The sequence below is a fragment of the Paraburkholderia aspalathi genome (assembly GCF_900116445.1).
GTDB lineage: Bacteria > Pseudomonadota > Gammaproteobacteria > Burkholderiales > Burkholderiaceae > Paraburkholderia > Paraburkholderia aspalathi.
In genome coordinates, this window is sequence record NZ_FPBH01000009.1 from 190,557 (window position 1) to 215,216 (window position 24,660).

The window sequence follows — 24,660 nt, forward strand, 5'->3', positions numbered from 1 at the left end:
CACGCCAATGCGAACAACGGAAACGGAAATGCAACGTTGTACACGCTTTCTGGTGCGTTTGCGGGCATCGCTACGCAGTTTTAGTCTCAGGAGACCAGACGGCGATACGACGAGCCGGCGATCAGCTTAGGTATCCGCAGAACATTCAGAACGCAGAGAAGAAAGAACCGGTTTACGACCCAGGGGAAGTTGCAATCAAGGGCGATTTACGTAGGTGTTTTCTGAAATTTATGTCAGTTAATCCCGCTCTTGGGTAGTCAGGATTTTTCGGGCAAGTGAACTTGAATATGCTTCACGCTGACGCAAAGCGGCTGAGCAAAAAGGGCGCGACGTCAAGTTCGGGCGTACGTTGGAGAATGAGATCGGTGACCAACTGCGACACGATTGGAGCAAGCGTGTAGCCGTTCGACGTCACGGCATTGAAGAAGCCGGGAACACCTTCAACGGGGCCGACAATGGGCGCGCCGTCGATGTCGATATTCATGCCGGCCCAGGCGCGCACCATGTGCATTCCTTTGAGCGCGGGCAGCACGTGGCTTGCGACCCAGGCATTGCCTTCGATGCTCTCGCGCATTGCGTGATTCATGCGCCGCGCGGGGTCGAACGCGGCGGTCCAGCCGCCGCCGATCAGGATGCCGCCGGTCGCGGTCTGCTTCAGGCTCAAGTGGCGGTCGGCGTGGGCGATCAGATGGTCGACGAGCTTCGGCGCGGGTTCCGTGGCGATCATCTGCAACGGCGTGCCCGCCACCGGGACGTGCACGCCGAGCATCGCACCGATTTCTTTCGCCCACGCGCCGGCGGCGTTGACCACGACACGTGAACGAATCCAGCCGCGGCTCGTGTCGACAGAAAAGCCGTCGCGATCACGCATGATCGCCGTGACGTTGGTCGCACGCTGGAAGCGCGCGCCCTGCGCGCTGGCAAGGCGCATGACGGCATACGTTGCGCGCAGCGGATTGATCTTGCCTTCCATCGGGCAATATTCCGCGCCGAGCAATGCGGGCGAAAGATGTGGCGACAACGCGAGCAGGCTGCGCGTATCGAGTAGTTCCGCTTCGATGCCGAACTGTTTCTCGAGCGCGATCTTCTGTTCGAGGAAGCGCATGCCTGCCTCGCTGTCGGCCACCATCAAACCGCCCGTCACGCGAATTTCGAGGTTGTCGCCGCTTTCGCGTTCGAGCTGCTGCCAGAGCCGCACTGACGCAGGGCCGAGCGCAAGCGTGTTGGCTGCGGGCATCCCGCCCGCGCGCGCCTTCTTGCCGAAATCGAACGACAGGAGTTGCACGTGCAGGCTGCCCGCGTTTGCGCCGGACGCTTGCAGGTTGAGATCGTCGCGGTCTACCACCAGCACATCGCGGCCGGCACGGCTCAGAAAATGACCAAGACATGCACCCATCACGCCGCCGCCGATCACGAGAACGTCGGTCGTCTGATCGCCCAGTGCGGGTTCTTTTACAGGCCGTGCAATGTTCGGCGTGGACGCCTTGCGATGGCCACCCCATTCGGGCTTCTCGAACGCGAGCGCGGCGAGCGGCGTGGGACGTATTGGCACACGCGGTGCGAGAAAATGCATGACCTCGCGCGCACGGCCGGTCGATTCCTCGATGAGCTTCGCGCAACTCGCCGCGCAATTTCGGCCCTGGCAGCGGCCCATGCCGAGGCGGGTGTTGCGCTTGATCGACGCAAGCGTGTCGTGGCCGGCGGCGAGCTGGTCGACGATCACGCCCTGCGTCACGTCCTCGCATCGGCAGACGATCGTGTCGCGCGGCACATCCGCGATATGCGGCGTCGGTGCGGCGAAAATCTTCCACAGCGCGGTCTGGAACCGGTCCGCGCGCCCCAACGCGCGGCGTGCCGCAGCACGCGATCTCTCGGCGTCCGCCGTTGACTGAAGACGTAGCGCATCCGCCGCCGCGTGGCCCGCGAGCGTCCCGCGCGCGAGCGCGACCCGGGCGCCACCGATGCGTGCACCGTCGCCTGCCGCAAACACGCCTGCGATGCTCGTCTGCCCGTTTGCGTCGATGTCAGTGGCGAGATGTCCAATGCCTCTGTCGACGAACGAATGCGTGCAGCCGAGCGTCCGTGCGATATCGGTCGTCGGTGCGAAACCGTCACCAACGCACAGGGTGTCACAGGAGAGGGTGACGGTTTTGTCGTCGCAAATGTAGGTAATCTCCGCGAGCCGCTGCTTGCCATGCGCCTCGAGCCCGCGTGCGTTCCAGACCACCGGCACGTTCGCGGCGCGCAGCGTAGCGAGGTAAGCGGCGCCGTCGCGAATCAGGCTGGGTGCTTCGCGGGTCGCTACAAGCAGTTCGCGCCACAGGCGCAAGCCGGGCCGCGGCGCACGTTCGAGAACCGCCACGACGTTCGCACCGCCGGCCACCAACTCGGCGGCAAGTTGCAGGTTCAGCGGCCCGTTGCCCGCAATGACGATCCGCTCGCCCGGCGCCACGCGATACGCCCGCGCCAGCGTTTGTGCGCCACCGGTGGTCATCACGCCGGGCAGGGTCCAGCCCGGGAAGGGCGTGGTGTATTCGTATGCGCCGGGAGCGAGCACGATCTGCTGCGGACGGAACACGACGCTTGCGCCATTTACGATCACGCCGATTTCGTGCGGGCCGAATGTGCCCCAGACGAACGCCTCCGACGTGAGCGTGACGCCCATCGTTCGAGCACGCCGGATCAGCGCTGCGCCTTCGCGGAACTGTCGATCGAGTTTGCTGGCCTGCTGGCTCGGCGCGATCTGCTTGAAAAACTGGCCGCCCGCCATGGGGCGCTCATCAATCACCTCGACCGATGCACCACGCGAGCGGGCCGCGCACGCCGCCGATAGTCCTGCGGGGCCGGCGCCTACCACCAGCACGTCGACGGTGACCTCGCGCGGCTGCGTGCCTTCAGGCGTCGGGGCGAGCGGCACATGAGCGCCGGCGTTGGCGCGCTCAGTGCCTTGCGCGGTGACCTGCATGCCGTCCGCCGCCTTCGTCATGCAGGCGCGTTGTCCCTGTTTGCCGTCCACGCACACGAGGCACTCGAAGCAGTTGCCCATGCCGCAATACAGCCCACGCCGCGCCCCATCGCGTGTCTCCCGGTACACCCCACAGCCGGCGTCGGCAAGCGCCGCGGCAATGGACTCACCCTCCAGCGCGCGGATGCGCTCGCCGTCGTATTCGAACGAGATGAGCTTGCCGGATGGCGCGATGTGCGATTTTTTTAGACGCATCAGAAACCTTGTTGCATTGGGCTTTGCACGTCTTCCAGACGGAGGCCGGAATTTGAAAAACTTGACGTATGGAATTTGTATACAAATGCTATACAAACAATATGCAAACTCAAAGCGCTCAAAAAAACCGGATTCCAGCTCTACGATGAAAACTTTTCGCGGCACCTACACCGTTCTGATCACGCCCTTTACCGCCGACGGCAAGCATGTCGACGTGCCAGCTCTGCGCAAGCTTGTGAACTGGCAGATCGAAGAGGGGATTCATGGGCTCATTCCGCTCGGCAGCACGGGCGAATTCCTTTCGCTGAAGGACGCGGAGCGGATTGAAGTGGCGCAGACCGTGATCGAGGCGGCGGCGGGCCGCGTGCCGGTGCTGCTCGGTACGGGGATGGAATGGACCGACGACGCCATTGCCCGCTCGCGGGAAGCGCAGGAACTCGGTGCGGACGGCGTGATGGTCATTCCGCCGTTCTACAGCACGCCTACCGAAGACGAACTCTTTGAGCACTACCGTCGGATCGGCGAGTCGATCGATCTGCCGATCATGATTTACAACAATCCAGCCACGGCGAACGTCGACCTCAAGCCGGAACTCGTCGCGCGCCTGTCGCACATCGACAACGTGAGCTACATCAAGGAGTCGACGTTGGAGGTCACGCGGGTGCGCGACATCGTCGAATTGTGCGGTGACCGCATGACCGTGTTTGCGGGGGTTCTCGGCTACGAATCCATGTGTGTCGGTGCGCAGGGCTGGGTGGCGGTGTGTTCGAACCTGCTGCCGAAACTTTCCGCCCGGCTTTACGAATGCACTGCTGTCGAGCGTGATCTCGACGCGGGACTCGCGATTTATCGCGAAATCCTGCCGATCGTGCGTTGGGTTGGTGGTCATCGCTATGTCTCGGCAAGCAAGGCCGGCCTCGAGATGATGGGCTTGCCCGTGGGCGCGCCGCGCGCGCCGCGTCTGCCGCTGCCGCAGGCCGATCGCGAACTGCTACGCGCCGACCTTGCGGCGCTCGGCGTCCTGAACACGCTGTCCTGATTCTTTTCCCCCTGGAGAATTTCATGTCCTTCCGCTCGTTTGCCCGTCCGTTTCTGCTTTCAGGCGCACTCGCGCTTGCTGCCGCGTTGACCGCCCAGCCGGCCGCTGCCGCGTGCACGTCGTCGATTCCCGCCGACGCGCTGATCAAGAAAGGCGCGCTCATCATGTCGACCAACCCGACGCTGCCGCCGCTGCAATACACCGACGGTTCCGGGCAACTGAAGGGCATGCGCATCGAATTGGGCGAAGAGATCGCCAAGCGTTTGTGCCTCACGCCCGAATACGTGAAGATCGATTTCGACGCGATGGTGCCGGGTCTGCAAGGCGGCCGCTGGGATGTCATCAATACCGGCATTTTCGTGACCGACGCGCGTACTCGCATCATGCAGATGATCCCGTACGAGAACCAGGCGATCAGCATTTCCGCCACCTCGTCGAATCCGTTGAAGATCACGAAGACGGACGACCTCGCGGGGCACACGGTGGCCGTCGAGATCGGTGGTTTCGAGGAGGCGCAGGCGCGCGCGATGATGAAGGATATGACGGCGCGCGGGTTGACGCCCTTCACGCTGCGCACCTTCGACACGTTTTCGATTGCTTATCAGGCGCTGGCCGCCGGCCAGGTGGACGCGGTCGTCTCGATCGACGCGGTGGCCGGCGAATACCAGAAGCGCGGCGGCTTTGCGCGTGTCGTGTCCGGCATTCACCCGACGCCGGTCGCGCTTGCAGCGAAGAGCCCGGCTCTCGCGAGCGCGATCGCCGGCGTGCTCGACGAGATGCAGAAGGACGGCAGCTACCAGAAGCTGTTTGCGAAGTACGGCATGAAGCCGCTCGATGCGCCAATCGCAGTCGCACAACCGAAGTGATCGCCGCACGAACACGTTGACTACACCTGCAGGAGTCGAGCAATGAGCAAAGGATGGAGCTGGGACGGTTTCGCCTCGTATCTGATCAGCCCGTACTTGATCGGCGGCGCGTTTCAGACCATCTGGCTGACGCTCGTGGCGATCGCGGGCGGCCTTGTTCTCGGTTCGCTTATCGCGTTCGCGCGGCTGTCCGGGAAGCATTGGCTGTCAGCGCCGGCTGCGTTCTACGTTTGGGTTTTTCGTGGGACGCCGCTGCTGGTGCAACTGATCATCCTGTACACGGGGCTGCCGCAGGTCGGGCTGCGTTTCTCCGTGATCGAGGCGGCGCTCATCGGCTTGATCCTCAACGAGGCGGCATATCTGGCCGAGATTATCCGGGGGGGCATTATCGCCGTGCCGCGCGGGCAGACCAGCGCCGCGAAGGCACTCGGCCTGAATGGTGTGCAGACTATGAGCCAGATCGTCTTCCCGCAAGCGATGCGGCTCATCGTGCCGTCGCTTGGCAATAGCGTGAACAGCCTGCTGAAGACGACCTCGATCACGTCGGTGATCTCGATGGAAGAACTGCTCAGACGCACGCAGGAACTCATCCAGGAACGCTTCATGGTGCTCGAGTTGTTTGTCGTGGCCGCGCTTTACTACCTGCTGATGACGACAGTCTGGAACTTCTTCCAGCGCAAGATCGAAGCCTATTACGGGCGTGGCTATGCTGGGCACGCCACACACCGAAGCGGCTGGCGCGCATGGCTCTCGGCGCGCCGTACGCTGCGCGTAGCAGCACGCTCTCATTGATTTCGGAGAAACACTCGTGACCGCTATGTACCAGTCCAGCTTCGACACGGTGATTCTCAACGCGCGCATCGCCACGGCGGCCGATCTCTACACCGCCGATATCGGCATCCTCGATGGCGTCGTTGTTGCCATCGGCCGCGATTTGCCCAACGGCCGCGAGACGATCGACGCCAAGGGCCGCTTCGTCACGCCAGGCGGTGTGGACGCGCACGTCCATCTCGACCAGCCCACGTCCGACGGCTCAAAAATGGCGGACGATTTTCTGACCGGCACGCGCTCAGCAGCCTGCGGCGGCACCACGACGGTCATCCCGTTCGCGCTGCAGTTCAAGGGGCGCAGCGTGCGCGCGGCGGTCGAGGACTATCACACCCGGGCCAACGGTAAGGCCTCGATTGACTATGCGTTCCACCTGATTGTGTCGGACCCGACAGAGGGTGTGCTGAAGGACGAACTGCCGGCACTGATCGCGGACGGTTATACGTCGATCAAGGTCTATATGACCTACGACGACATGAAGCTCGACGATCGTCAGATCATAGACGTGCTCGCCTGCGCGCGTGTTCATGGTGCGATGACGATGGTCCATGCGGAGAACAGCGATTGCATTGGCTGGTTGACCGAACGGCTGCTCGCGGCCGGGCTCACCGCGCCGAAGTATCACGGCGATTCGCGGCCGATGCTGGTCGAGCGGGAAGCGACCCATCGGGCGATTGCGTTGTCCGAGGTGACGGAGGCGCCGATTCTGATCGTCCATGTCTCCGGACGGGAGGCGATCGAGCAGATTCACTGGGCGCGCGGCCGGGGTCTGCCAATCTTCGCGGAAACCTGCCCGCAGTATCTTTTCCTCAGCGGAGAAGACCTCGCGCTCGAAGGCTGCGCCGGCGCGAAGTGCATCTGCAGCCCGCCGCCGCGCGACAAGGCGAACCAGCAAGCCGTATGGACCGGATTGCAGAACGGCATGTTCACGATCGTGTCGTCGGACCACGCGCCCTTTAACTACGACGATCCGCACGGCAAGATGCTGCACGGTGCCGCTGGCGGCTTCCATCAGGTGCCCAACGGCATTCCGGGCCTCGAAACACGGCTGCCTTTGCTGTTCTCGGAAGGAGTGCTGGCAGGCCGGATCGACATCAACCGCTTCGTGCAGCTCACGTCGACGAACGCGGCGAAACTGTACGGACTGTATCCGCGCAAGGGCGCGATCGCGGTCGGCAGCGATGCCGATCTGGTGATATGGGATACGGGTATTGAACGTACGATCCGCAACGACGAGCTTCACCATGCAGCCGATTACACGCCCTACGAGGGGCGCGAAGTGCGTGCGTGGCCCGCGATGACGCTGAGTCGAGGCGTGACCGTGTGGGCGGATGGGCAGTTCCGCGGGCAGGCCGGTCATGGACAGTTCCTGCGATGCGAGCGCCCCGACGTTGTAACATCGCAGGTCAAAGCCGGGACTGCCGCCATCTGAAGGCGGATCCGGCGGAAAAGAGAACTACCCGCAATCATGAAAAAAACAGACACGAAGGCAGCCGTAACGGGCGTGAAGAAGGCGACGAGGAAATCAACAGGCAAGCTGCCGCAGCCGGATACGCCGTCCATACAGACAGAGGAAACGCTCTCCGAAACGCGTGTCGCGAGCCTCGGCGAGCGCGCCTACCGGCGTTTGCGCGAGATGATCCTGGATCGTGAGCTGGAGGCGGGCGCGCTACTCAATGAGTTGCGTGTCGCCGACCAACTGGAAATGTCGCGTACACCTGTTCGCGAAGCGCTGATCCGGCTCACCGGCGAAGGTCTGCTGGTGCGCGCCGACGCGCGCAGTTTTGCGGTGCGCACAGTGTCTACCCGCGAGTTTTTCGAAAGCATGCGGGTTCGTGAAGTACTCGAAGCACAGGCGATCGATCTCGGCATCCAGCGGCTCACGCCCGCGGCGATCGAGGCGCTGGAAGAGAAGGTTCACGCGCTCGAGGTCGGCAAGCATACGGAAGTCGAGCATCGTGAACTGGATGATCTGCTGCACAGGACGATTGCAGAGGCGTCGGGCAATGCCGTTCTCGTCCAGATGATCACGATGATGCGGCTGAATGCACGGCTCTTTCGCGTGACGAGCCATCTTCACCGGCAGCAGGAGAATCACGTCGAACACCTAGCGATCCTCGCCGCGCTGAAGTCGCATGACAAGGTGGAAGCGCGCAATGCGATGATCAGCCACATTCGCGGACTTCAGGACGACGTTATCAAGGCGATAACGGGGTAACCGCCGCTGGGTCTTACGTTCGAAGATCCGAATTCAAATATGGATAATTAGTATATCTATTAGAAAAAAGCCAGTATTCAAGCGAAAAGGCTGAGTCCTGTACGGTACAGGACTCAGCCCAGTCAACTTTGGCTCTGCGAATCATCCAGCTTCGCGAGAGCCGTTTAACAAAGCGGGCTTTTCGCTAAGCCGGACTCAATCAGAACCTGTGGCGAATACCCACTGTCACGGTAGCCTGCTTGTTGGAACCCGAGTCGCCGGTTGCCGAGCCAATAACAGCGACAGCGGCCGTGCCCGACGAGTCTTGTGTTCCCGATGCGGTCGTGTAGCCGGCCCATGCGTAGAAATCCGTACGCTTGCTGATCGAGTAGTCTGCTGCAACAGCGAACTGGTTGTACTTTGCCGACGAATTGCCGCCCGACTTCAGGTACACGTAGCCAATCTGCGTCTGCAGCGGCGCCGATACCTGCCACACGGCGTACACCGAACCCGTGTTGTACTTTTCCGCCTGCTTGAATGTCGAGCTGGCATCTGCAGTGTATTCGGCATAGCTGTAGTAGCCACCCAGGGTCACCGAGCCGAACACATAGTTGCCGCCGATACGCGCATTGTTGATCGACGCCGCAGTGGAATACGCTGCGTTGACAGCCGTGTTGAACAACGAATCCCACGTCGTCGTACCGCGGTTCGCGCCGCTGCCGTTGCTCAGGTGATAGTAGCCTGCTGCCAGATTGACCGGACCATTGCTGTATGCCGCTGCGGCAGCGTAGCTCTGACCCGAGCCCGTCGCGCCAGCCACCCCGCCCAGCGAGTACATGGTTTCGAACTGGAAGCCGGACCAGGTCGGCGACGTGTACTTGATCGAGTTATTGACCCGCGCGCTGTTGTCGGCGTTGTCGATGTCACCCGGCGAGATGAATACGCCACCGAGGAAGCCGTCGCCCTGCACCGGCTGCACCAGGTCAACCAGCGGATCGTATTGACGCCCGGCCGTGAGCGTACCCAACTTGTCACTGCTCAGGCCGACGAACGCCTGGCGACCGAACATGCGGCTACCTTGACCGAGCTTGCCGTTCGTCGAGTTGAAGCCGTTTTCCAACTGGAAGATTGTTTTCAGGCCACCACCGAGGTCTTCTGAGCCTTTCAAGCCCCAACGGCTACCCGACTCGTTGCCCGAACTCATGCTGAAGGACTTGCTGCCGCCGTCGTTCGAAACGTAGGTCAGGCCGGTATCGATGATGCCGTACAGCGTGACGCTGTTTTGTGCGTGAGCTACGCCGGTTGCGCCGAGCATGGCCAGCGAAAGAGTTGCCAGTGTGGTCGTCTTCATCTGCATCCTTGGGTTTTGGTTGAAGTGCGGGGTGCAGAATAGCGGCCACGAAATTCTTACAAAAAAGTGTTGGCAAAAAACAACCGTCGATTAGGAATGGAAACTATATGTATTTTTTCGACATGCAAAAGAGGCTATGCAACGTACCTTTCTTAACTCTCTCGGCTTCGCCGAAGGATTTCCTTAGCGTAAGTAAGATCATTCCTAAGGAGTCTGGATTGTCGTTGGTCAGGGTATCCCTACAAAAGAATCATCCACACCTGCTTGGATCAAGTAAACGAGAGAGTGAGAATCACATCACGCAAAATGGTGAGAGGTGTTTTTGTTCTGTCAAACTTGGTCTCCAATCTGACACGGAGTGAGAGCGCGGAGTCTGCATAGTCGCCTACTGCCTGCTGTGCGATCGATCGGACATGAGGTTGTGGCTTACCTGAATTGCAGAAGGATGTGAATGGACATGTTGCAAAGTATCCGCGCCTTCGTGGCCGTCGCAAATGCAAACGGCTTTACCGCAGCAGCGCGACAGATGCGAGTTGGGACGCCGCAGGTATCGCGCGCCATCGCAGAGCTGGAGACACACCTGGGTTTGCGCTTGCTAAGCCGCACAACCCGCAGCGTGGCATTGACCGCGGCAGGTGACCGATATCTTGCGCACTGCAAGTTCATCCTTGACCGGTTAGAACTGGCGGAAGCCGAGGCGGCTGGTCTGTGCGCCAAGCCCGTTGGTACGTTACGAATCGGTGCGGATCCGACGTTCGATGCTCACCATCTCGCGTGGCTTATTCACGGCTATCAAGCGCGCTATCCTGAGGTAACGGTCCAAACGTCGCTCCTGAGCGGGAGTTTGGATGCAGCTTTGGATATTCACGACACGATACTTCTTTGCAATCCCGTCCCGCAAATGGAGCGCATGGTGTTTGAGCGCGTCGGCGCAACCAGTACCGTGCTGTGCGCATCACCGGTTTATCTGGCAAGCCATGGTGTCCCTGAAACAGTCAGCGAACTTCGCCGTCATAGGTGCTTGCAAGTCAGACATATGGACGACGCCTCCGAGCAATGGCTGTTCGAAGGACTTGCCGGACCCGAAGTGTTTTGCTGCGATCAGGCGCGGGTATTGACTGATACGACCGACGTACTGGTCAACGTAATACAGGAGGGGGGCGGCATCGGTCAGCTGTCTCTATCGCGGGCGCTGCCGGCATTGCGCAGCGGTGTGCTCGTTCGGGTTTTGCCGCAGTATCGGCTAGCAGCCCGAAACGCGTACGTGTTGTGTCCTTCTGCCCACTATGGCGAGCCCAAGGTTCAGACATGGTTCGAGTTCGTGAAGGCTGCTTTACCGGGACGGCTTGCAGAAGATCAGGTTTCGTTGATTTCCCATAATTCGAACCACTCCGAATCGCCTAGGGCTTTTGAAGCTGATGTCGCCGCGGAGGTCCAGTCATAAAACGTAGACCGTACACGGCCAGGCCTGATCCAGATTTATCCATCACGTCATCACGCAGGAAGCCGTTCGGCAACAACAGTGATTACCGGCGTGGAAGCATTGGTAATCAACACCGTCTTTGTCCCGGGTATTTGTCCATTCTGCGCCGAAGCGCGCTGGTTACACTCGCCTCTGCGTTTTCGCGCTTGCTGACCATCGAGGACAGAGGGGAAAAACATGATTCACATTAGTCGACACTGCCTGGTTGGGCGCAACCAGGTCCGGCAAATTCTTCTGGCCGCTGCGCTTGCGGTTGCCTGCAGTCTGCAAGGCTGTGCCACGTCGCTCGAGACGTTCGGGCTCGGCGCGGGTGTGGGGATAGTCGGCGCTTTCGGTCTGATCACCTGCGCTATCGGGTGCCATTGAGCATCGTCAACAGTATTCCTGCAGCGCTTCCCGATAGATGCGACTGCGAATGATCAATCGCAGTCGCCGCGCTCAAGCGCTCGTGAACGGCTTCAGGCCATCGCCGCGGTTGACGCTGCATTGGACCGCCCAGCGGCCGCCGAGCGCGGGCGCAATATAGCCGATCTTTTCCACCGGTTGCCTGGTGACGGGATGGCGTCCGTTGAATTCGATCCACCCGCCGCCTTGTTCGACCGCGCGCCAACTGGCCTCGCGGATCGCGGATTGGTCGTCGCCCGGCAGCGCCTCTTTGCGCAGCTTGCCTGCCTTGCCCGGATCGGAACCGAAGGCACGGAAATAGTCGTCCCGGTCCGCAACCACGATATAGAGATCGCGATCGCGAAAGCCGCCCTTGGGGTCGTGAAATTGGCGCACGGCATTTTCCGGCCCCTCGGTGTCGACCAGTCGGGCCGCACGCTCCGCCATGGCCCGGGCCTCGTTGGCGCAGCCCTGCCGCAGCCGGATATATTTAACCCCGTCGCTTAGTCGATCGGCACGGGCTTGCAGCAGACTCGCCGTTTCCACCGACCCGCCGACCATCTCGCCATTGCTGTGAGTGATGTCGTCCAGCACCTCGACCGCCTGGGCAATCTCCTGCAAGCCGGTGGTCTGCTCGCTGCTCGAGCGGGCGACGTCGCGCAGCAAAGCGGCCACTTCGCTGACCGCGTCGACTGCGCGCGACAGCAGATTCCGGCTGCCTTCGATGGCTTGCACGCCGTCGCTCACCTCGTCGCGAGAATGCTGGATCAGTTTCTTGACTTCCGCTGCCGCTTGCGCGCTGCGCTGCGCCAATGCCCGCACTTCGGTGGCGACCACGGCAAAACCGCGGCCGGAATCACCGGCTCGGGCGGCCTCGACTGCCGCGTTAAGCGCGAGAATATTGGTCTGGAATGCGATGCCGTCGATCACACCGAGTATCTCCCCCATCTCGTGCGAACGTTGCTCGATGCGCTCGATGCTTTCGACCGAAGCGCGCACCGCTGCCTGCCCCGCGACTGCATCGGCATGCGCACGGGTGGAGCGCTCATCGGCTTGCTGCGTCTGATCGGTGTTGTAGCGCACGGCTTCCAGCAAGGCCTGAAGCGAGGCACGGGTCTGCTCCAGGCTGGCAGCCTGCGATTCGGTGCGCTGCGACAGCAAGGTGGCATGTTCGGTCGCCTGTGCGCCGCCCATCGCGATCAGTTCGGCTTCGCTGCGGATGCGCGCAACTACCTGCGATAACTGGTAAGCGAGCAAGCGCGCCTGTTCACCCAGTGCCGCCAGCTCGTCGCGTCCCGGCAAAGACACGTCCTGCATCAGATCGCCATCGCACAGTGCATTCAACTGAGCTCGCAAGGTCGAGATCGCGTGGATCAGGCCCGCCCCGAACAACCCGAAGATCACCAGGAACTGCGCCAATCCCAACGCGGCGCCATAGCTGCCGTACCAGCGCGTTGCCACGACGGCGCCGATGGCGCTCAGTGCAGCGATCGTCCACTGTACCCGCAGGTTCCAGCGGCGTAATGCCGACCTGAGAAGGAGAGAAGGGGCGTGTGTGGAGGACTGGCCGGCCGTAGCATGTGGCGTCTTTTTATTGGTTGACATGGATATTGCCCGAACCGTATGTTGGCTTTTGCCTTCGATCGCTGGACAGGTGCATGGAATGCAACCCGAGAGCACGTCGATGGCGTGTATGTTCTTGTGTGCCGGAAGACGCCTCCTTAAGCGCGGTTGTCACGGAACGCATCGCTCCGGCAAGCCACAGTCTCCCGTGAGTAGCTATGAGTGGCGCTCACCGCAAAAGGCACAAGGCCCCGCTCACGTGGCGATTCTCCCATGGCGGAAAGAGCGTGATTATCGAAAACACTCGCACTTCACTTCTATTCTGCTTATCGGATTCGAACAGTCGCTTCGTAGCCCGGAACAAGGGCCGCCAGTCGTTACGCTTCTGTTTTGATGGCACGACTTTGCATCACGAACTCAGCGGCAGATGTGTAGTGCGCGTTGTTTGCGCTACCGACGAAAGTTCGAGACCCGGCCCGCTCCGCCGGTTGCGCCGACTCCGAAATCACCTCCAACACCGTCAAAGGCGGCGGAACTTCCGTCCGGTAGATTTCGCGAGAAGGCGTTAGCACGCACACTGATGGCACCCACAGGGCGGCCTCGATCTGAATCCGGTTGGGGAAGGTTGGGCCAATGGCCGTAGGCGTTTATTTGGGTCGCTTGAATCATGACACTGACGCCCGGATTGCAGCCGTTATGCACTACAACGCTTTCTTCGGAAAATGCGCCCCTCGTGCCTATGCCTGTGGCGACCATGCCGTTGGCACGTACCACATCGCACTGGAATGAGGTGAAAACGATGGCGTTGACCGGGATGTCGACATCGACGATATCCGTCTCGCCGACACGAACGCTCAGAAGCCTTCCCGCCGCAAGCACGCCGTCCTGTATCGGACCGGTCTTGACGAAGTCCACCTGGAGTGCGAATCCGGTTAGACGGTCCGCTTCAGTGGGGACGGAAACTTTGTAGGGTACGGGGCGCGAAGTATCGTCAATGCCCGCAAAGTTTCCGCCGCTTGCGCTGACACGCAGACCTACGCCGATAACATTAGTAGCAAACACCCGGCTGAAGCCCGGCACGGGCGCGAAGATGTCAGTGAGTTTTGCTTCGCGTACATTCGATGTGCCACTACAGGCGAACGGGATATCGCGCTCCGCTGCGACGCGAACCGATCCTATCGTCGACCCCACGGGCATATCCGGAGACGCAGTAAGCGTTTTCGACGGGAGTACAAGATCCTGTGGCGCTGTGGCTTTGAGTCGACAATCGGCGTGTGCAACTGCGGCAGCCAGCAAACAGGTGGCAAAAATTGAAGCCTTCCCGAGTAGCTGGATGCGAAGCAACGTAGATAGTCGTGTCAATTTGAAGCTGCCTTATGCGTCGAATTCTCCTTGCGCAATAGTACAGATTCCACATTGAACCGAGCGTCGTTGATCCTTACCAAACCTGACCGGCATGATCCCGTCCTGGTCAGGGATCTGATCTCAGGTCCCTGCTTCCTGGGTTCAACAGCCCGTCAAGCGCTTGGCGAAATTTCAGCACTCGACGGCTCGGTCTTTGTCGCCGACTCATCGGCGAGCGCCCAGCGCCTCACGAGACCAGCGATGATGAGTACGGCTACCGCACCTGTCAGCGGCGCAAAGGCCATCATCGGGAGAATCTGACCGAGCCCCAGTCCCGCACTTAGGATTGCTGCGCCGGCAAACGCGCTGCCAATGGCTCCAAATCGCCCGAACGCGTGCATCCAACTCAAGCCGGTGGATCGGGCAACGGTCGGGTAGAAGCGCGCTGTCAATGCGTTCATTCCTGTGTTTGTTCCCGGAATGAACCATCCCCAGGCGAATGCAAGTATCTGCGAAGCCCAGAATGTCGACTCCACGCTATGGACTGCCCAGAGCGAAATTGCCGCCATGCAAAAGCTCACTGCGACCGTGTAGTATCGATCGAAGCGATCCATCAGCCAGCCGATGGCAATCGAGCCCAGTGTGCCGCCCCAATTCAAAACCCCTACCATGACGGCGCCCTCGGCACTCGTATATCCCGCCTCCTTCGCCATTGTGGGTAGCCAGTTGTAAAGCAGATAGGTAACGAACAGCCCGACGAAATAGCAAAGCCAGATGAGGACCGTGCCGGCTACGTAGCGCTTCGAAAGGATTGTCCCGATAGCGCCACCTTTCACCACGGGTTGTGCTGGCAAGAAGAATTGCGTATCAGCAGGCACGTTTGTACGACCGATAGCAGAAAGAATCTTGCCAATCAGTTCGGGGCGCCTGTTCTGGACTGTCAGGAATGCAACTGATTCGGGTAGCCAGAGTATGAGAAGAGGCACGCAAAAAATTGCAAGCGTGCCACCGACCATGAGCATGGTGCGCCATCCGTAGCCTGGAATGATCCAGGCTGCGATGAATCCGCACAGGGCGGCGCCAACTGTGAAACCGCTATACACAACAGTCACAAGGAAGGAGCGCCGGCGTTCCGGAACGTACTCGGACCACAGGGCCACTACGTTTGGCATGACTGCGCCCAGGCCGAGCCCTGTGACAAACCGGATCGGCAACATCATCCCGAGAGATGTAGCGTACGCAGTGGCAAGTGTCCCAATGCCAATGATAAAAACACTGGTGGTGAGGACGCGTTTGCGTCCAAACCGGTCCGCCACCGGGCCGCCACCGGGCCGCCGACAAAAGCGCCGAGAGCGAGGCCGAACAATGCAGCGCTGAGTATCGGAGCCAGTGCTTGCTTGGTCACGCCCCATTCCCTGATGAGCTCCGGTACGGCAAAACCGATAATGACGGTGTCCCAGCCGTCCAATGAGATGATCAGGAACGCTAAAAACCCGACCAGCCATTGAAATGGACTAACTCTGCGCTCATCGATGAATTCGCGAACATTGATTGATCTTCCTGCTGCCGGCATTGTGTCTCCCAACTATGGACAATGTTTATGGATCTATATTCAGCTCAATGTTCACCCGAGACGGATCTGAAAATCCGTTTCGTCACCGTGTTGCAGGTCCCTCCCTTCCCTCGACCGCAAGCGGGCCAGTATTTGATCGCCGAAATTCAGCGTCCAGCAAGAAATTCCGTTCAGCATCGACAAATAAAATTTATCGCCCATCTCATCCGACGTCACATAACCATCGCGCGCGGCAGTCCTGGCCGCGCTCGACAAGAATTTCTATGGGTAAGCCGGAAGCCTTTTTTACTACGTCAGCCGGTGCGTCAGGCTAAACTGCGGCTCAATCCCGCATAAAGTTGGGTCGATTCGATATGAACATACGTTTTCTGGAGACCTTCGTCTGGCTGGCGCGCCTGCGCAACTTCCGCCTGACTGCCGAGCGCATGCATGCAACCCAGGCCGCCATATCGAGCCGCATTTCTGCACTCGAGCAGGAAATGGGCGTGCAACTGTTCGATCGGGGGTCACGCGAGGTCACGCTGACACAGGTGGGCACGAAAGCACTTCCATTTGCCGAGCAGATACTCAAGCTGAACCAGAGCATGCTCGACAGCGTCGGCGACCGGTCGAAGGTTTCCGGGCTGCTGAGGCTCGGGGCAGTGGAATCGATCATTCATACGTGGCTGCCCGATTTGCTCAAGCGCGTGCGCGAGGAATACCCGAACCTCACCATTGAGCTGACCGGGGATACCTCGTCGCATCTCGTTGCCCAGCTAGCCAGCGGTCATATCGACGTGGCGCTGCAGCTCACACCGACAACCGCCGCGGAAACGTCAGGCATTGCACTCGGCAGTCTGCCGATGTGCTGGATCGCGAGCCCGTCGCTCAATATTTCGGACGAAACCCTGACTGAAGCGGAACTCGCCGCGTTTCCGATCATCGGATTTGCGCGGCACTCGCTACCGCATACCTTCCTGGTCGGGCTATTCGAATCGGTAGGCGAACCGGCTGCGCAGATCAATTGCATGTCGTCTGTCGCCGCGATCATTCACATGGTGACCGATGGCTTCGGGATCGCGGTGCTGCCGTGCGCATTCGTGATGAAAGACCTCGCCGCCGGCCGGCTGCAGATGCTGAAAGTCACGCACCGCGTTCCGGCATTGCCATTGATCGCCGCGTATCGCCGTCATCCGGACAGTCTGTTGCCAGAATCAATCGCGCGACTGGCGCTCACCGTCATGCTCGACTTCGCTCTCGCGAACGGCCCGCAATTCGCACTGCTCCCCGAAACCGACAGCGCATCGTCGCAGCATTTCTGATCCGGGACGACGCCGACGAGCACCACGCCGGTCATTCCAGTTCAGCGCAAATAGCGCTTGCGGAGGGGTCTGTCAGCTTGGCGGGGAGGCGGATGCGTGCACCGTCTTCCTCATTGCGGTAGTCAACGGTGCGGATGGCATTCCCAATCGTTATAAGTCGGTTTGTCGATCGGCGTCAGCCCGGGGATCATAAACACTGTGCAGGTAAAACGCCGTCCCTTGCCGGTGGTGGCGTCGTAACTCACTTGCTGGCCGCCCAGGCCGTTCTTCTGCCCATACTGGACGTTGGCAATGACAATCTCGTCCGAAGAAGCCAACCCTATTGTTTTGGCGGTGGACGCCTGAACATCGATCATGTTCATCTGCGTCGTTCCGCAGGCCGACAAAACCAAACTGACGGCCGCCATTCCGATGACAGTCCGCATCGCGGGATACAGTTCTTTTTGCATGGTCATTCCTTATCGATTTGTTGAATCTTCACTCTGTGCGTTTGCTCGCTAACGGCGATGCATTCCGCCTTCGCCGAGGCATCCGGCGAAGGCAGTTGGATGACGTCTACGAATCAATTACGTCCCCGGGGTATAAAAGCTGGCCTGCAGTTCCGAGCCGACGTTCTGGATGTACGACTGCCAGATGAGCGCCATCGCCCCGGATGCGTTGACGGCCAGCGCGGGCCAGGAGGCGTCCTGCGGGTCCTGCCCGAACAATGTCGACGTACTCCACGCACCGTTCCGATAGCTGGCAGCGAGAACGTCCGACGAACCCGCCGTACTCGCGTCCTGCCACGCAACCGTCACGTTGCCTGCCGCATCGATCACAAGGGGCGGATACTGTTGCGCCGTCGTATCCAGGTGCTCCGTCAGTTGATGCAGCGGCCCCCAGGTCCCGCTGGCGTCCGCAACACTCGCCTGCAGAACGACGCCGCCCTCTGCCCACATGACGGCCGCTACACCGTTTGCATTGACGGTCAGCATTGGCGTGGCGATGAAGCCACTCGGCTCCGTAATCTCCGGGGCGACGGCCTGAGCCGCCTGCCAGCCGGTTCCCGCTACGTAGCGCTGCGACATGGTGGTGGTGGAGATTTTCCCGCTCGTCACATCGAGTTGCCCCCACACCAGCGTGATGTTGCCCTTCGTATCCATGCCAGCCGCGGGGAACTCGATCGTCGTGAACAGACTCGTGTCCGATACGGCTTGATTGACGTTGGTCCAGCCGTTGGTCGCATCGAACGTGGCCGTCCAGAGCGCCGACTGCGTCGTGTTGGTCTGCCTCCACGCGAGCACCGCGCTGCCGGACGGTAGGACCGAAATCATCGGCCTTACATTGTTGGTATCACCGGTGACGGCACCCGGGCCGGTCTGCGCCGGCATTTGAATCAGTGCCGTCGTCGACCACGTCCCGTCCGTCGTATAGCGCGTCCATGCGATTCGGGAATTGAGCAGGTCAATCGCCTGCGGCCAGGCGACGATGGCGTTGCCCTGGTCGTCGATCCCTGCTGTATACGTGGAGCTCGTGACGCTCGGCGCCACTTCGAATGGCGTTCCCCATCCTGTAGTTGGGCTATATGGGCGCGCCCACAGCGCATAGGCATTGGGCCCCGGCATCCATTCCGTCCAGAACGCAACCGCCTGGCCGCTGGCGTTGCCGACCAGTTGCGGCTGAATCGTGCCTGGCCCTGTCATCGAATGGCTGCCATCGCCCGTATCCAGACGCGTCGGCGTTCCCCAGCCCGACCCGGGCACATAACGCGCGCCCCACATCTCGTTGCCGAGGCCGCCCGAGGGACCACTCGTCATCCACGTGACGAGCGTGTTGCCGTTCGTATCGATGGTTGTGCTGGGCTCGATTTCCGGGGCTTTGCCGTCTATTGCGGCTACTTTCGACCAGCCGGCCTGCGCTTTGGAGGTGCCTCCGTCCCCGGGCGACGACGGCGTGGAGGGCGATCCGGGGTTGGTCGCCGATGACGAGGAACCGCCGTCTTTTGAAACGTCGCTACCGCCGCACGCTGTCAACGTGAGGCAGGTAGCCATAACAATCCACGCTATGGGTTTCATAAAAGTCCTTTTTTATTCAATCCCAACTGGTTCTTCCCAGCTATCAACTGACACAAAGCACGACATCTATCGATAATCGGGACACCCGTTGCTCGATTGCTTGCTCTATCACCTCAACTGAAAGGCAAGCAGGGGCTATACGGCACATCATTTTCATGTGCGCCAGATACTTATTTATTGGTAATCCTAATCGTGTAATGCAGCACCCACCGTCTTCACAAGTCGTCAAGATCAACGGCGATGGTGGGTTACATGCGCGTCAGGCCAAACAGCTCTCGCGGGTATTGCACATTCGTTATCGGGTGCCGCAGATCACGCGGCAGGATGAATGCGAACGGTGTCGTGGCCCGAATCAGGTTGCGCGGCTGCAGTCGAACATCGCGTTCACTGCATCGGTCCTGCCTGGCGGGGTTGGCCTTTCCGGTTGCAAGATGGCGGATTAGTCATGCCGAAAGTGAGTATGTTTCCGCCGTTGATAGTGCATGTGTATTCTTTGCCATCTTTCGCTTTCAGATTGACATAGGTGTTCGTCCCTTCCGTGCGACGGCTGGTTATCGCAATATCGTCAGGCGAGTACCCCAGCGTGCCCGAGGTGCTCGATTTAATCTTGTCGTCGGTCAGCATGTTTGTACTGCTGGCAATGCTTGAACAGGCTGATAACACTGAAACCATGATGCCTATGAGTAAAACGCCTGCAGACCGCATAAACCCTCCATTACTTGTTCTGATTACTGTTAAATTTTGGGCGCACGAATACTCCCGCTCGTTGCCGGCGTATTCGCGCATCAACTGTCTTCGGACTTTCAGCCGTATTTGTTGATCTCCTGGCGCAGCGCAATCTATTACGGACGAAATTGATTCAGGCTGAGCCGATGAAGCTCACCTGTATTTATGGAGCTGTAGCCTTTGGTATCGCCATGACCAAAGCGACCCCGCCGCCGATCCTGAATAGAATTGCCGCAGCCCTTATTGAATCCGGGTTAGCTAATTTTTCCGTCAGCGGTTTGCATGGCACCACGCCTGAAATGTTAAAAATACATTCGATTTGAATGTTCAGACATTTCCCGTCGATCAAATGATATAGATCGTTCTAGTATAAAGTCAACGGGTTTCGAAGCGCATATTGGAGTCGTGAAACTCGACGGGTGCGTCTCAAGCCGTTGAGCGACGCAGTACAAGGGGCCTCACGCTTCTGGACGCGCGGGATGGTTTGCCGTGATAACTCGGCGGCTTGCGGGAGAGTCGCCGATGCTTGCTGCTGCGTCTGCAGCCGCTTCAGCACATCGGCGACTTCGCGGCGATGAGACGTGGCCAATGGCACGGATGCCGTTTACGATGGCAGAATTCAGGGCGCGAATTTTTTTGGAGGTACCGAGACATGAGCACTGAGAATCAACTGCAGTTTGTCATTGAGCCGCACGCCAACGCTACCCCCGCTGACCAGATCGCCGCCAAGCTGGTCAACCCGGCGTTTGGGCGCGTCTTTTCCGATCACATGGTCACGATCCGCTGGACCGAGGGTACGGGCTGGCATGACGCCAAGGTCGAAGCCCGTCGTCCGTTCGAGATCGACCCAGCCTGCGCGGTGCTGCACTATGCGCAGGAGATTTTCGAAGGCATGAAGGCGTATCACGGTGAGGACGGCAAGATATCGCTATTCCGGCCGCAAGCTAACGCCAGGCGTTTCCGTGAATCGGCCGAACGCATGTCGATGCCGCAACTGCCCGAAGCCGCGTTCCTTGAAGCGGTCGAGAAGCTGGTTGACATCGACCGCGCATGGATTCCAGCCGCCGAAGGTGCCAGCCTGTACATCCGCCCGTTCATGTTCGCTTCGGAGAGCTTTTTGGGCGTGCGCGCAGCGCACGAGTACATCTTCTGCGTGATCGCCTGTGCGGTGGGTCCGTACTTCAAGCCCGGCAAATCGGCCGTCACCGTGTGGGTGTCGGATAAATACACGCGCGCCGCTTCGGGCGGTACCGGTGTCGCGAAATGCGGCGGCAACTACGCTGCCAGCCTGATTGCGCAGACCGAAGCGTCTAACAAGGGCTGCGACCAGGTCGTGTTCCTCGACGCCGCGGAACACAAGTGGATCGAAGAACTGGGTGGCATGAACGTGTTCTTCGTGCTGGACGATGGTTCGCTGCGCACCCCGCCCCTGTCGGGCACGATCCTGCCGGGCATCACGCGCGCCTCGATCATCGAATTGGCCGCGCGTGAAGGCATCGCTGTCGACCAGTCGCCGTACTCGTTCGAAGCATGGCAAGCGGACGCCGCCAGCGGTCGCGTTAAGGAAACATTTGCCTGCGGCACCGCGGCGGTCGTCACGGCGATCGGCGAGGTCCGTCATGCCGGCGGCGAGTTCAGGATCGGCGATGGTGGCGAAGGCCCCGTCACGCAACTGATTCGCACCAGGCTCACCGGCATACAGCGTGGCAGGATCGCCGATCCGTTCGGCTGGGTCCATCACGTCGCCTGAGCGATTTGCCCGAATAATATGGGCTGGGTAATTTGTCTGACGGGCGCCGCCGGGAGACGCTGGACTACCACCGCAAGTAGAGCGGAGCAAATACAGCACCTATACCGGCGGTTATGACAATGCCCAGTACGTACCAGGTCCCCCAGAACGGTACGGACATCTCCGAGCAGTAAAGGGAGTACACGAGCGAACCTTGCGCGCCGGCGAGCAGCCCGGCGCCGGCGCCCGCCAGTGCCAGGCGGGTAGGTGCAAGCCCCTTCATGGCATGCATCACGGCGGCAAGTGAAGGCAGGGAGAGCAGCACGATATTCGCTGTGGCGACCCGCCATGTTGTGCCCAGCATCAGCTCCAGGCGATAGCCCGGCGGAGTCGCGATCAGCATGAGCGAGGCGACGAACAACATGGCAATGAATGGCAGCGTGACCGCGAACCATGCGAGCTTGACGGGTACGCCGGGGCGTCCAAGACGTCCGGCCAGTTTCAATGCGGTGATGAGCGTTGCTACCGGGAACGCGAGCCGTATCCAGAACATCGTCGTCAACAGCAATTCCGGCATGTCGCTGCGGATGCCGTAAATGATCACCAGCATCGCCATGCTGCCGGCAAGCCCCACGCTCAACGACCGATTGAGTCTCCTCGAAACGGAATTCGGCTCAATCGTCGTAAGACCACTCGTCAGCCTGAGTATCAGATCCGAAGTTCTCATGTTGTTCAGTGGGGAGGCCGACGATTCGACGAAAACTTCGGGTCAGGGTCTGAACGACCTGTCACCCAGCAGATAGTCAATGGATATCCGGCCTGGTCCCCAGGCTGCGATTCCCAATGCCATGGCTACCCAGGTGAGATGGATAGGCCAGCCGTCCGGGACCGTCAGCTCGATGATGCACGTCATCAGTATCAGGCCGGCCGCGGCGAATCGCGTTCCAAAGCCCAGCACGAGCAACACCGGGAATGTCACCTCGCCGCAGCCCGACAGAAATGCAAACACGGCCGGAGCGGGAAACGGGTACGGGCCGCCTGGCAGATGCAACTGGAACTCCTGAGTGAACAGATCGATTGCCGTGTCGTTCAGTTGAAGGAAGCCGTGCCATTTAAGAATGCCCGATTTCCAGAACGGTACGGCCAGCGCAATACGAAGCACGAGTTGAACGAGCCACGGTTGCGCGAGGTTTTGGATCAGCCGCTTCGCCGCACCAATCGCGGATATCACTACGCCTGGAAATGGCAGTTTTGCCTGTTGAGTGTCCGGTGTCATCTTGATCAATCTCCATGTTGAATGGCAGAAAAAACGCCAGCCGAGATCATCCCTGCCATGTTGGCCTGGAGATCGAAGGAAGAGGTTTCTTCAAATGCAGCAGCGACCGCTTCGCCCAGTGAGGCGCCCGCGAGAAGGGTGATAAGGAACGTTGCACCGCCCGCCGGCAGACGCGAGACGATGACGTCCTGCTCCGGTCGTGTCACAAGTGCATCCTCGGGTTCGTTTGACCGTAGCGGGGAAACAGGACCATCCGTGCGGTTCATCGCGAAGATTGCGACGGCCGGATAGGCTGAGCGCACGATCCGCGCCGCGGGGTGCGGTCTGAAACGCAGCCCGGCCAGCGACGCGGCCTCGATATCTCCTAGCGCCTCGGTAGCGAGCACAGGCAGGTCCGCAGCGTGATAGGCATCCAGCCACGCACGCTCGACGCGCGCCGTGTCCGCAAGCCACGGCATTTCGCGGGCGTATTCGTAGGATTCGATGAAGGCAGGAAAATCCCGCCCGTACTCGAACAGTAACGGCGAAACGGGAGGCGTCTCGCGGATATGGAAACGGGCCATCGCCCTGAAGAAGTCGACGCCAGTGATGCGCTGGATAGCAGGGTAGATCGCTGCCAGTGCATCAATGAGCCTGACCGTGACGTTGTTGCGATAAACGTTGTAGCGCTTCACTACACGCTTCCCTGGTGCGGCCACTAGGTCTTCAGGCGCTGCGATCGCTGGGTCTATCAGTCCCGGTGCAAACGCTGTGGCGTACTGGCACGAACGATTTTCAGGCGTCATGGCTGAGCTCCTGCGCGAGTGACATTCCGTGCTCAGCCATGATTCGCCGTGCTGTCGTTGCCTGATCCCGCAACACGGGCCACGCGGGAAGATTGCTATCCCATTCGATCAATGCCGGCCTCGGGCCAATCCGCGATACGACATGCCTGTAAAGATTCCAGACCGGATCGGCGATGGCGCGGTCGTGGCTATCGATAAGCAGCGGTTCGTTTTCGTCGTCGCGTTGCTCGCTGTGCCCGGCCAGATGTATTTCGCCCACGGCCTCAAGGGGCAATCCGTCAAGGTACGCTGCGGCGGAGAAACCATGATTGATTGCCGAAACAAAAACGTTATTGACGTCCAGTAGCAGGCCGCAGCCGGTACGCTGAACGACGGCCCCGATGAATTCGGTTTCGCTCATTGTCGACGACTCGAAAGCCACATAGGTCGACGGATTCTCAAGAAGCATGGGGCGTTTGATCGCGTGCTGAACCTGGTCGATGTGTTCGCACACATGCTCGAGCGTTTCTTTCGTGTACGGCAAAGGCAGAAGGTCGTTAAAAAACGTTCCGCCATGTGAAGACCACGCCAGATGCTCGGACACCAGCTTGGGTTGGTAGCGTGCAAGCAGATCGCGAAAGCGTGCGAGATGAGCAGCGTCCAGCGCATGAGGGCCGCCGATCGACATACACACGCCGTGAATGGAGATCGGGTAGTTCTCGCGGATAGCCGCAAGCGCCCGATGTGGCGGACCGCCAGCGCCCATATAATTTTCAGCGTGGACTTCGAAGAAGCCGTCTTTCAGTTCGTCCGCGAGAATCGCGGCGAGATGTTCATGCTTGAAACTGGTGCCGACAAACTGCCGTTCCGCAGCGGTCACACCGGAGGGGCAGCCGCGCTCGTCGATTCCGACTGGCGTTGTTCGGGTGAAATCGGTCATGGCCGCCCCCTTTCCTGTTGTC

The 24,660-nt window shown here is 60.1% G+C and carries 22 protein-coding genes; 9 read left to right on the plus strand and 13 right to left on the minus strand.

Going from position 1 to position 24,660, the window contains the following annotated elements:
* Nucleotides 1-292: 292 nt before the first annotated feature.
* Nucleotides 293-3,220, minus strand: a complete 2,928-nt coding sequence (locus BM438_RS16525) for an FAD-dependent oxidoreductase (RefSeq protein ID WP_093635304.1) — start codon at nucleotides 3,218-3,220, stop codon at nucleotides 293-295.
* Nucleotides 3,221-3,365: 145 nt separating this feature from the next.
* Here BM438_RS16525 and BM438_RS16530 point away from each other — a divergent pair, with 145 nt between their 5' ends.
* Genes BM438_RS16530 through BM438_RS16550 form a run of 5 tightly spaced genes read left to right on the plus strand, consistent with a single transcriptional unit; the run spans nucleotide 3,366 to nucleotide 8,171 of the window.
* Entirely contained in the window at nucleotides 3,366-4,259 is an 894-nt protein-coding gene (locus BM438_RS16530; protein WP_093635305.1) for a dihydrodipicolinate synthase family protein, read from the plus strand.
* A gap of 23 nt (nucleotides 4,260-4,282) precedes the next feature.
* Nucleotides 4,283-5,125: an ABC transporter substrate-binding protein gene (locus tag BM438_RS16535; protein WP_093635306.1), complete on the plus strand. Its 843-nt coding sequence runs from the start codon at nucleotides 4,283-4,285 to the stop codon at nucleotides 5,123-5,125.
* A 42-nt stretch (nucleotides 5,126-5,167) separates the two neighbouring features.
* Nucleotides 5,168-5,917, plus strand: a complete 750-nt coding sequence (locus BM438_RS16540; protein ID WP_093635307.1) for an amino acid ABC transporter permease — start codon at nucleotides 5,168-5,170, stop codon at nucleotides 5,915-5,917.
* A gap of 25 nt (nucleotides 5,918-5,942) precedes the next feature.
* Nucleotides 5,943-7,385 (plus strand): dihydropyrimidinase, encoded by a 1,443-nt coding sequence (gene hydA, locus BM438_RS16545; RefSeq protein ID WP_093635308.1) that lies wholly within the window; start codon nucleotides 5,943-5,945, stop codon nucleotides 7,383-7,385.
* Nucleotides 7,386-7,421: 36 nt separating this feature from the next.
* Nucleotides 7,422-8,171 carry a GntR family transcriptional regulator gene (locus BM438_RS16550; RefSeq protein WP_093635309.1) on the plus strand — a complete coding sequence of 250 codons (750 nt, stop codon included), beginning with the start codon at nucleotides 7,422-7,424 and terminating at the stop codon, nucleotides 8,169-8,171.
* A 199-nt stretch (nucleotides 8,172-8,370) separates the two neighbouring features.
* Here BM438_RS16550 and BM438_RS16555 read toward each other — a convergent pair whose 3' ends face one another.
* Entirely contained in the window at nucleotides 8,371-9,501 is a 1,131-nt protein-coding gene (locus BM438_RS16555; RefSeq protein ID WP_093635310.1) for a porin, read from the minus strand.
* Between the two features lie 451 nt (nucleotides 9,502-9,952).
* Between BM438_RS16555 and BM438_RS16560 the strand changes: the two genes are divergently transcribed.
* Nucleotides 9,953-10,945: a LysR family transcriptional regulator gene (locus BM438_RS16560; protein WP_093635311.1), complete on the plus strand. Its 993-nt coding sequence runs from the start codon at nucleotides 9,953-9,955 to the stop codon at nucleotides 10,943-10,945.
* A 477-nt stretch (nucleotides 10,946-11,422) separates the two neighbouring features.
* Here BM438_RS16560 and BM438_RS16570 read toward each other — a convergent pair whose 3' ends face one another.
* The 4 genes from BM438_RS16570 to BM438_RS45525 form a co-directional block, all read right to left on the minus strand.
* A complete protein-coding gene (locus tag BM438_RS16570; protein WP_093635313.1) occupies nucleotides 11,423-12,973 on the minus strand; it encodes a methyl-accepting chemotaxis protein in 1,551 nt (516 codons plus the stop codon).
* A 408-nt stretch (nucleotides 12,974-13,381) separates the two neighbouring features.
* Entirely contained in the window at nucleotides 13,382-14,128 is a 747-nt protein-coding gene (locus BM438_RS16575) for a hypothetical protein (protein ID WP_093635314.1), read from the minus strand.
* 320 nt (nucleotides 14,129-14,448) lie between these two features.
* Nucleotides 14,449-15,591 (minus strand): MFS transporter, encoded by a 1,143-nt coding sequence (locus tag BM438_RS16580; protein WP_167378409.1) that lies wholly within the window; start codon nucleotides 15,589-15,591, stop codon nucleotides 14,449-14,451.
* The gene (locus BM438_RS45525) at nucleotides 15,492-15,848 is read right to left on the minus strand and encodes a hypothetical protein (protein WP_167378410.1); all 357 of its coding nucleotides are present in this window, start codon (nucleotides 15,846-15,848) and stop codon (nucleotides 15,492-15,494) included. Before BM438_RS45525 ends, BM438_RS16580 begins: the two co-directional genes overlap by 100 nt.
* 353 nt (nucleotides 15,849-16,201) lie before the next feature.
* Between BM438_RS45525 and BM438_RS16585 the strand changes: the two genes are divergently transcribed.
* Nucleotides 16,202-17,149, plus strand: coding sequence for a LysR family transcriptional regulator (locus tag BM438_RS16585; RefSeq protein ID WP_093635316.1), 948 nt, complete (start codon nucleotides 16,202-16,204; stop codon nucleotides 17,147-17,149).
* 122 nt (nucleotides 17,150-17,271) lie between these two features.
* On the opposite strand, the gene BM438_RS16590 is transcribed toward BM438_RS16585, so the two are convergent.
* From BM438_RS16590 to BM438_RS16600, 3 genes are all read right to left on the minus strand, one after another.
* Entirely contained in the window at nucleotides 17,272-17,598 is a 327-nt protein-coding gene (locus BM438_RS16590; protein ID WP_093635317.1) for a putative periplasmic lipoprotein, read from the minus strand.
* Between the two features lie 117 nt (nucleotides 17,599-17,715).
* A complete protein-coding gene (locus tag BM438_RS16595; RefSeq protein ID WP_093635318.1) occupies nucleotides 17,716-19,203 on the minus strand; it encodes a hypothetical protein in 1,488 nt (495 codons plus the stop codon).
* Between the two features lie 384 nt (nucleotides 19,204-19,587).
* Nucleotides 19,588-19,827 carry a hypothetical protein gene (locus tag BM438_RS16600; protein ID WP_200620220.1) on the minus strand — a complete coding sequence of 80 codons (240 nt, stop codon included), beginning with the start codon at nucleotides 19,825-19,827 and terminating at the stop codon, nucleotides 19,588-19,590.
* 248 nt (nucleotides 19,828-20,075) lie between these two features.
* Between BM438_RS16600 and BM438_RS45530 the strand changes: the two genes are divergently transcribed.
* The gene (locus tag BM438_RS45530; RefSeq protein ID WP_167378411.1) at nucleotides 20,076-20,252 is read left to right on the plus strand and encodes a hypothetical protein; all 177 of its coding nucleotides are present in this window, start codon (nucleotides 20,076-20,078) and stop codon (nucleotides 20,250-20,252) included.
* A 329-nt stretch (nucleotides 20,253-20,581) separates the two neighbouring features.
* Nucleotides 20,582-21,679, plus strand: coding sequence for a branched-chain amino acid aminotransferase (locus BM438_RS16605; protein WP_093635320.1), 1,098 nt, complete (start codon nucleotides 20,582-20,584; stop codon nucleotides 21,677-21,679).
* Between the two features lie 64 nt (nucleotides 21,680-21,743).
* Here the strand turns inward: BM438_RS16605 and BM438_RS16610 are convergent, their stop codons facing one another.
* Genes BM438_RS16610 through bufB form a run of 4 tightly spaced genes read right to left on the minus strand, consistent with a single transcriptional unit; the run spans nucleotide 21,744 to nucleotide 24,638 of the window.
* The gene (locus tag BM438_RS16610) at nucleotides 21,744-22,385 is read right to left on the minus strand and encodes a DUF1109 domain-containing protein (protein ID WP_093635321.1); all 642 of its coding nucleotides are present in this window, start codon (nucleotides 22,383-22,385) and stop codon (nucleotides 21,744-21,746) included.
* 42 nt (nucleotides 22,386-22,427) lie between these two features.
* Entirely contained in the window at nucleotides 22,428-22,934 is a 507-nt protein-coding gene (locus tag BM438_RS16615; RefSeq protein WP_093635322.1) for a DoxX family protein, read from the minus strand.
* A 5-nt stretch (nucleotides 22,935-22,939) separates the two neighbouring features.
* Nucleotides 22,940-23,719: an HvfC/BufC N-terminal domain-containing protein gene (locus BM438_RS16620; protein ID WP_093635323.1), complete on the minus strand. Its 780-nt coding sequence runs from the start codon at nucleotides 23,717-23,719 to the stop codon at nucleotides 22,940-22,942.
* Entirely contained in the window at nucleotides 23,709-24,638 is a 930-nt protein-coding gene (bufB, locus tag BM438_RS16625) for an MNIO family bufferin maturase (protein ID WP_093635324.1), read from the minus strand. The genes BM438_RS16620 and bufB overlap by 11 nt, the downstream gene beginning before the upstream one ends.
* Between the last annotated feature and the right edge of the window lie 22 nt (nucleotides 24,639-24,660).

Bases quoted from the DNA above. Each gene is read 5' to 3' on its own strand.
- BM438_RS16525 (WP_093635304.1), bottom strand. From the start codon at position 3,220: ATGCGTCTAAAAAAATCGCACATCGCGCCATCCGGCAAGCTCATCTCG.
- BM438_RS16530 (WP_093635305.1), top strand. From the start codon at position 3,366: ATGAAAACTTTTCGCGGCACCTACACCGTTCTGATCACGCCCTTTACC.
- BM438_RS16535 (WP_093635306.1), top strand. From the start codon at position 4,283: ATGTCCTTCCGCTCGTTTGCCCGTCCGTTTCTGCTTTCAGGCGCACTC.
- BM438_RS16540 (WP_093635307.1), top strand. From the start codon at position 5,168: ATGAGCAAAGGATGGAGCTGGGACGGTTTCGCCTCGTATCTGATCAGC.
- hydA (WP_093635308.1), top strand. From the start codon at position 5,943: ATGTACCAGTCCAGCTTCGACACGGTGATTCTCAACGCGCGCATCGCC.
- BM438_RS16550 (WP_093635309.1), top strand. From the start codon at position 7,422: ATGAAAAAAACAGACACGAAGGCAGCCGTAACGGGCGTGAAGAAGGCG.
- BM438_RS16555 (WP_093635310.1), bottom strand. From the start codon at position 9,501: ATGAAGACGACCACACTGGCAACTCTTTCGCTGGCCATGCTCGGCGCA.
- BM438_RS16560 (WP_093635311.1), top strand. From the start codon at position 9,953: ATGGACATGTTGCAAAGTATCCGCGCCTTCGTGGCCGTCGCAAATGCA.
- BM438_RS16570 (WP_093635313.1), bottom strand. From the start codon at position 12,973: ATGTCAACCAATAAAAAGACGCCACATGCTACGGCCGGCCAGTCCTCC.
- BM438_RS16575 (WP_093635314.1), bottom strand. From the start codon at position 14,128: ATGCCCGTGGGGTCGACGATAGGATCGGTTCGCGTCGCAGCGGAGCGC.
- BM438_RS45525 (WP_167378410.1), bottom strand. From the start codon at position 15,848: ATGCCGGCAGCAGGAAGATCAATCAATGTTCGCGAATTCATCGATGAG.
- BM438_RS16585 (WP_093635316.1), top strand. From the start codon at position 16,202: ATGAACATACGTTTTCTGGAGACCTTCGTCTGGCTGGCGCGCCTGCGC.
- BM438_RS16590 (WP_093635317.1), bottom strand. From the start codon at position 17,598: ATGCAAAAAGAACTGTATCCCGCGATGCGGACTGTCATCGGAATGGCG.
- BM438_RS16595 (WP_093635318.1), bottom strand. From the start codon at position 19,203: ATGAAACCCATAGCGTGGATTGTTATGGCTACCTGCCTCACGTTGACA.
- BM438_RS16600 (WP_200620220.1), bottom strand. From the start codon at position 19,827: ATGCTGACCGACGACAAGATTAAATCGAGCACCTCGGGCACGCTGGGG.
- BM438_RS45530 (WP_167378411.1), top strand. From the start codon at position 20,076: ATGAAGCTCACCTGTATTTATGGAGCTGTAGCCTTTGGTATCGCCATG.
- BM438_RS16605 (WP_093635320.1), top strand. From the start codon at position 20,582: ATGAGCACTGAGAATCAACTGCAGTTTGTCATTGAGCCGCACGCCAAC.
- BM438_RS16610 (WP_093635321.1), bottom strand. From the start codon at position 22,385: ATGAGAACTTCGGATCTGATACTCAGGCTGACGAGTGGTCTTACGACG.
- BM438_RS16615 (WP_093635322.1), bottom strand. From the start codon at position 22,934: ATGACACCGGACACTCAACAGGCAAAACTGCCATTTCCAGGCGTAGTG.
- BM438_RS16620 (WP_093635323.1), bottom strand. From the start codon at position 23,719: ATGACGCCTGAAAATCGTTCGTGCCAGTACGCCACAGCGTTTGCACCG.
- bufB (WP_093635324.1), bottom strand. From the start codon at position 24,638: ATGACCGATTTCACCCGAACAACGCCAGTCGGAATCGACGAGCGCGGC.